This is a genomic window from Alicyclobacillus tolerans, from assembly GCF_900142255.1.
Taxonomy (GTDB): domain Bacteria; phylum Bacillota; class Bacilli; order Alicyclobacillales; family Alicyclobacillaceae; genus Alicyclobacillus_I; species Alicyclobacillus_I tolerans.
The window spans coordinates 1-7,021 of record NZ_FRAF01000041.1 but is presented as its reverse complement, the minus strand read 5'-3'; the positions used below and the strand labels follow the sequence as shown (position 1 = coordinate 7,021).

Genomic DNA, 7,021 nt, shown 5'->3' with positions numbered 1-7,021 from the left:
TCGATGTTGCTTCTGTCGATGTTGCTTCTGTCGATGTTCCTGACTGCAAACTTGAAACTTTTGCTATACTTGATTGCTGAACTGTTTGCTCTTTGCTTGCTAATTTTTGCAAATCCATCACCTGGTTTATGTCAGTAGTAAGCCAACCAGGTTCAGGATCTCCTATCTGCGCAACGTCTATTTGTAAATCTGATTTCAAAGAGTTCAGTTCCTTCTGAATTACACTGATAGATGAACTACTCGGTGATTTTTTAAGTTGTCTTCCATAAGTTTCTAAAAGGGACTGGACTTCATTCGGAAATATCGCTAAAACAGAAAATGTTTGTGTAGCAGGTACCGCTGTTTCATCCGTTAAAAGGGCAAATGATTCGTTCAGCCTAAGACTGGATGTTTGGAAAGCCAAAAAGCCTGCTATGAGCCCAGTACCAACGGCTACCAGTGAGCCCATTTTTCGAATCATACGGCGTCTACTGCGGCGCTTCACTAAATGCCGAATAGCCCGACGGGTCATGCCTCCCTGAACAGGAAACCAATCTTTTTGAGACACTGTAAACTCCCGCCCTCCATATGTTCTTAAAATAAAAACTTATTCATTAAACAGAACATATAGCTAGATTAAATCACGGCTTCTGGAATGCCTTTGACTGTGAATGTGCTCAGCTCTCTCTATATCCCTTTACCCTTTACCGAGCAATGAGTACGTGAGTAAGCGAAACCCCAGAATCCTTCAATGGTGTTCTTCAAAATAAAATATATTCATTATTAAGAACACCTGAATGTATAGTAACGCATCCCAAATCAATAATCAATACTTTTTTCATTATTTATTTTTTTGTGTTCGCAAAGCATATGTATTTGGATGGAACTGGGGATCTCATAGCGTTCGCATGACATAACTCTGATAACTTGGCACTTGGATATACCAAGTTCTTTATATTTATGTAATTTGTGCAGACGCTCTACGATAAACCGCTAGAACAGCTGGAATCGCCAAACGTCGATGTCAAGTAATTCCTACATCTGTAATGTCATTTCGGGATTAATTCTCTAACATTGACCCGCAGGGGGACGAAGGTAGCTGGTGTCGACTTATAAGATAAAGCCCTAGAGATTACAAAGCGAAGCTGGACTGGACGCTCAATTCGTCTGTTTTGATATTTTTTCGTTGCCAACGGTTCTGAATGAAAATTTGGACATTGTGTTCACCTCTTATTGGATACTTTGTTGGCTTGAAAGTCTTAACGAATGGGCAAAAGTGATATATCGATACTTGAAGCCTGGTGGCACATACTACATCAAGGAGAATGAATCAATTGGAATGCTTGCAGAGTACTGGAAGGTTTGATAATTCTATGAACTCAAACTCATGATACCTATGCTTGAGTTGGGTTCTCCTTTAGGCATGAAGAAGACCTTCGAATTTACATCTAAATCCTGCATAGGAATCATGGCAAACTTTTTTCAATCATGTATAGTAGATAAAGTTTTTCGTTCAAATATTCTGAAATAACTATTATTCGACATCATTCCCAATTGACTCATATCCAGGCGAGATATAGAATAATTGTGTAAGCGTTTTCTGATTGCTCTTGTTAAATTGAAAGGAGGAGCAAAAAATGTCTGTTAATCAAATTAGCTCTATCCAAGGAAAGGTACATGAATTTCTTCAAGGAACTAAAGAATTGTTTATAGACGGCCGTTTTGTCCCTTCTTTGTCAGGCAAAACATTTCATACCATCAATCCTGCAACTGAAGAAGTATTAGCAGTTGTATCGGAAGCAGAATCAGCCGATATCGACAGAGCCGTAAAAGCAGCCCGTCGAGCTTTTGATGAAGGACCATGGTCAACCATGAGCGGTGCAGAACGCAGTCGGCTCCTTTACAAACTTGCAGACCTTATGGAAAAACACCAAGTTGAACTAGCTCAAATTGACACCTTAGATAATGGCAAACCTATCCGGGAAACCCTACATGCTGACGTTCCCCTCGCCATTGAACATTTCCGCTACTATGCAGGTTGGGCTACTAAAATTGTTGGCCAAACCATACCTGTGTCAGGAAATTTTTTCAACTATACTAGACATGAACCTGTTGGAGTCGTGGGTCAAATCATCCCTTGGAACTTTCCATTGCTGATGGCCGCTTGGAAGTTAGGAGCTGCATTGGCCATGGGATGCACAGTAGTATTAAAGCCCGCTGAACAAACTCCTCTCTCAGCCTTGTATCTGGCAACCTTAATTCAAGAAGCTGGTTTTCCTGATGGTGTCGTCAATGTTGTTCCTGGATTTGGTGAAACTGCAGGTGCAGCATTAGTGGACCATCCGCAGGTCGACAAAATCGCTTTTACCGGATCGACCGAAGTGGGCAAACTCATTATGCGACAAGCTGCCCAGACTCTGAAACGTGTCACTCTTGAGTTGGGTGGAAAATCTCCGAATATCATTCTGCCCGATGCCGATTTGTCAAGAGCAGTACCTGGTTCGCTGATGGGTATCATGTTCAATCAAGGGCAGGTGTGCTGTGCCGGTTCACGTTTGTTCATTCAAAAAAAAGCATATGATAACGTAGTGGCTGATTTAGTTTCCATGACTAAAAATATTCGTCAAGGTCAGGGTATTGATCCGGATACAAGCATGGGCCCCCTCGTTTCGGATGAACAGCAAGCTAAAGTCCTTGGCTATATTGAAAGTGGTGTCAACGATGGTGCTGAACTTCTTGTGGGTGGCCATTGTCCAACTGAACAAGGTTATTTTGTTGCCCCCACCATCTTTGCCAATGTTCGAGATGAAATGACCATCGCTAAAGAAGAAATTTTTGGCCCAGTGGTAGCAGCAATGCCCTTTGAAGATCTTGACGAAGTCATCGAACGAGCCAACCGTTCAGATTATGGTTTAGCTGCTGGTTTATGGACAGAGAATGTGCGAAATGCTCATTATGTCGCTAGCAAATTAAAAGCAGGTACTGTTTGGGTCAATTGCTACAACGCTTTTGATGCTGCAGCACCATTTGGTGGATATAAACAGTCGGGAATTGGTCGTGAGATGGGTTCGTATGCTTTGAATAACTATACTGAAGTAAAAGATGTCTGGATTAGCTTAAGTTAAACTCTCTTCGTTTATCAAATTTTGGAAATTGAAGTTATTTTATGATCGGCCTCGTCCCTTGCGAGGCCTTTTTCATTTTCCTAACCATGATATGATGATACCTTAATTGAAAACATTATAACCATATGGTTATAATGTTGGTTGTGAGGTGATTTCATGAACTTTGACCAGCTTGCTGATACGCTGAAAGCTCTCAGCGATCCAACTCGATTGAAAATTATTGCACTACTTCAAATTCGTGATTGCTGTGTGTGTGAACTGGTTCCTTTATTTGAGATCTCACAGCCAGCTGTTTCAAAACACATGAGTCGCTTAAAGAACGCAGATTTGGTTAAGGAGTCTCGCAAAGGAATGTGGGTGTTTTATTCCTTGAACCGCGATCGTTTGAATGAAATCGGAATATCTCTGACGAACTTACCTGACTTGTCCGAAGAGCTACGGCAACTTGAACAACAGGGTTTGCTCGTGCAGTGCGATTAAGGAGCGTGAAAACCATTGGGTAAACGGTTATCTTTTCTCGACCGATATCTCACCATCTGGATCTTTGCGGCAATGGCTGTTGGGATTGGTTTGGGGTACGTAGCCCCACATTTCGTCAACGGACTGAACCAATTGCAAGTCGGAACTACATCTATTCCAATCGCCATTGGTTTAATCCTGATGATGTATCCGCCGCTTGCGAAAGTACGGTATGAAGAGATAGGTCAGGTATTTCGAAATGGCAAAATCTTAGGGCTTTCTCTCCTTCAGAACTGGGTTATTGGACCTGTTTTAATGTTCATTCTTGCCCTGGTGTTCCTTCGTGGATATCCAGAATACATGGTTGGTCTAATTATGATTGGGTTGGCGCGTTGTATCGCCATGGTCATTGTTTGGAACGACCTTTCTAAGGGCAATGCGGAGTATGCGGCTGGACTCGTAGCGTTCAACTCTATCTTTCAGGTCCTATTTTATTCCGTTTATGCTTATATTTTCGTTACAGTGATTCCGCGCTGGCTGGGTTTTCAGAGCATGATCATTCACATTACCGTTGCTGAGGTCGCGAAAAGTGTCTTCATCTATTTAGGCATCCCGTTCTTAGCGGGTGCGATTACCCGTTATATCTTCGTCAAAGCAAAGGGGCGTTCTTGGTACGAGAAGAACTTCGTACCGAAAATCAGCCCGATTACACTGATTGCACTGTTATTCACCATCATTGTGATGTTCTCGCTCAAAGGAAACCTGATTGTACGGTTGCCAATGGATGTCGTTCGTATTGCCATTCCGCTACTCCTCTATTTTGTCGTCATGTTTTTGGTGTCCTTCTTCATGGGTAAACGGGCAGGCGCCGATTACTCCGTGACTTGTACCCTGTCTTTCACGGCGGCAAGCAATAACTTTGAACTTGCCATCGCAGTTGCCGTTGGCGTGTTTGGCATCAATTCAGGAGCTGCCTTTGCCGCCGTCATTGGGCCTTTGGTTGAAGTTCCTGTCATGCTAGCTTTGGTTAAGCTTGCACTGATTTTCCAGAAAAAATATTTCCTACAGGTAACAGCCTAAATGGAGGGAATTCTCATGGCAAACAAACCGCTCATTTATTTTTTGTGTACGGGCAACTCATGCCGCAGTCAAATGGCAGAAGGATGGGCAAGACATTTTGGTAAGGACAAAATTGAAGTTCATAGTGCAGGAATTGAAACGCACGGTCTCAATCCAAGAGCCGTCTCTGCGATGAAGGATGCAGGTGTGGACATCTCCCATCACACGTCCGATTTGATTGACCCTGAGATTCTAAACAAAGCCGACTATGTGATCACGCTTTGCGGCGATGCCAATGATAAATGTCCCTTCACTCCAGCACACGTCCATCGCTTGCACTGGGGATTTGAAGACCCTGCGAAAACGACGGGGTCTGAAGAGGAAATTACCGCGAAGTTTCATGAAGTGCGGGATGCCATTAAAGAGCGCGTTGCAAAATTCTTGGAGGAAGAGATGAATGATAGACTGTGACGTCCTGACAAAAATGACGGGAAAAGGGCTTGTCGGGCAAGGATTTCTCCGTTTTGCCTCACGCTCTTTTCCCGCTTGAATCAGATCTTTGCTTGTTCTGGAGCAGATGATTATTCGAGATTGCAGAGGATTGTTATTGGGCTACACTTTTGTTCCCATCAAAAAATCCTCTGCTTTTTTCCCGCCTCCATCCCGCATTCTACCGTCCTCAATTGTGAACAGTGATAATAAAGTCTTGCACGCAGTTCCCTTTTTTCTCACCTTAACCCTGTCTTTTCCTGTCACAACTTTATTCTTGGGAAAATAAAGTCCTGACAAAAGAGACGGGAAAAGGGCTTGTCAGGCAAGGATTTCTCCGTTTTGCCTCACGCTCTTTTCCCGCTTGTATCAGGTGTTTATTATGTCTGAAGCAGGGGTTTATTGTTTGAAGCAGAGGTTTTTTATGTGGTTACATAGTAAGGCTGAGACGGGCACAGGTTCAAGGGAAGCCCGCCCCAACCCACCACTTCGTGATTTGTCTTCAATCTCAGATATTCAACTTACGAGTACCAATCCATTTCACGATTTCTGGGTCGTTATGCGAAAAGAACATACTTTGCTTCGTATCCAGGGTAGCAATCTTCTCCATATCTTCTTGGCTTAATTCAAAGTCAAAGACAGTGAAGTTTTCGATGATGCGTTCCTTATGAACAGACTTCGGAATCACGACCACCCCTCGTTGTATCAGCCAGCGTAAGACGACTTGTGCAACGGACTTATTGTATTTTTCGGCGATGGATACCAAAACTGCATTGTGAAACAGGCCATTTCTCCCCTCAGCAAAAGGACCCCATGACTCAATCTGTACGCCGTGTTTCTTCATGAATTCGGCACTTTCAATTTGTTGGCAGAATGGGTGTGTTTCCACCTGATTTACTGCAGGAACGACTTCATTGTGTATAATCAAGTCAATGAGACGATCCATCTGGAAGTTGCTGATCCCAATGGCTCTTATCTTTCCCTCTCGGTGTAATTCCTCCATTGCACGCCAGGAGCCATAAATGTCGCCAAAAGGCTGATGAATGAGATACAAGTCTAAATAATCCAATTGCAATCGTTGCAGTGACTTTTCGAAAGCCTTCTTGGTGTGCTCATAACCAGTGTCCTGAACCCAGAGTTTTGTCGTGATGAATAGCTCTTCTCTGGGCACACCACTTCGCTTGATTGCTCTGCCAACCGCTTCTTCATTTAGATACGAAGCGGCAGTATCGATTAAACGATAGCCTGTCATAATCGCATCATAGACGCTTTGTTCACATTCCGTTGCATCCGTAATCTGATAAACGCCAAAACCAAGAATCGGCATTTCCACACCATTGTTTAGCGTTACCTTTTGCATATGAATCCTCCCATGGTTCCGTTGTCAGTGCGTTCACAAAACCTTGTTGACTTCGTTATGCAAACTCATGTCCGATTCGGCAGTTTGGTTGCTTAAAGCCCGTAAGGGCGACAAAAGGGGCCAACCGCTCGCTGGGTTCGATTTCCAACCACAACTCAAAAGAAAACAAAGACTTTTGGAGAAGATACAAGTGGACTTCCTCCCTCGGTTGTTTTCTGGTTAGTCACTTGAAAACTTCTCCAAGTTGGGGTGAAGTCCTTTTTATGCTCTGTCATTCCTTGCCCTGCAAGGGCTCAAAACGCTCGTGTAATCAATCACGGGTTTATACCCGTGATTGTTAGTATTCATAATGGAATAATGTATCGCACAGCCGTGCCATAACAACGATCACGTATGGTAGTTCCTTCGTCTTTTTCAACACTCAATCATGGCAACATCCACATCCACATGCATCTTCTTTACCACGCGCTTCTTGTACTGCTTCCCAACCTTCTTTGACGACGTAATACACAAGTGCCAGTGCCGCGATAGCGTCAATCCACCACCAACC

At 43.5% G+C, this 7,021-nt stretch carries 7 protein-coding genes; 5 read left to right on the top strand and 2 right to left on the bottom strand.

The window, feature by feature from the left end:
* The coding region (locus tag BUA75_RS14875; protein WP_165612047.1) for a hypothetical protein at positions 1-547 on the bottom strand (547 nt) is incomplete at its 3' end.
* Positions 548-1,129: 582 nt separating this feature from the next.
* On the opposite strand from BUA75_RS14875, the gene BUA75_RS16650 reads away from it, so the two are divergent.
* The 5 genes from BUA75_RS16650 (at position 1,130) to arsC (ending at position 5,093) form a co-directional block, all read left to right on the top strand.
* Positions 1,130-1,345 (top strand): class I SAM-dependent methyltransferase, encoded by a 216-nt coding sequence (locus BUA75_RS16650; protein WP_370541907.1) that lies wholly within the window; start codon positions 1,130-1,132, stop codon positions 1,343-1,345.
* A 271-nt stretch (positions 1,346-1,616) separates the two neighbouring features.
* Positions 1,617-3,104, top strand: coding sequence for an aldehyde dehydrogenase family protein (locus BUA75_RS14865; RefSeq protein WP_072875368.1), 1,488 nt, complete (start codon positions 1,617-1,619; stop codon positions 3,102-3,104).
* 156 nt (positions 3,105-3,260) lie between these two features.
* Complete coding sequence (locus BUA75_RS14860) at positions 3,261-3,584, top strand: ArsR/SmtB family transcription factor (protein ID WP_072875367.1); 324 nt, start codon at positions 3,261-3,263, stop codon at positions 3,582-3,584.
* A gap of 15 nt (positions 3,585-3,599) precedes the next feature.
* Positions 3,600-4,643 (top strand): ACR3 family arsenite efflux transporter, encoded by a 1,044-nt coding sequence (arsB, locus tag BUA75_RS14855; RefSeq protein WP_072875366.1) that lies wholly within the window; start codon positions 3,600-3,602, stop codon positions 4,641-4,643.
* Between the two features lie 15 nt (positions 4,644-4,658).
* The gene (gene arsC / locus BUA75_RS14850; protein ID WP_072875365.1) at positions 4,659-5,093 is read left to right on the top strand and encodes an arsenate reductase (thioredoxin); all 435 of its coding nucleotides are present in this window, start codon (positions 4,659-4,661) and stop codon (positions 5,091-5,093) included.
* Positions 5,094-5,619: 526 nt separating this feature from the next.
* On the opposite strand, the gene BUA75_RS14845 is transcribed toward arsC, so the two are convergent.
* A complete protein-coding gene (locus BUA75_RS14845; RefSeq protein ID WP_072875364.1) occupies positions 5,620-6,471 on the bottom strand; it encodes an aldo/keto reductase in 852 nt (283 codons plus the stop codon).
* Between the last annotated feature and the right edge of the window lie 550 nt (positions 6,472-7,021).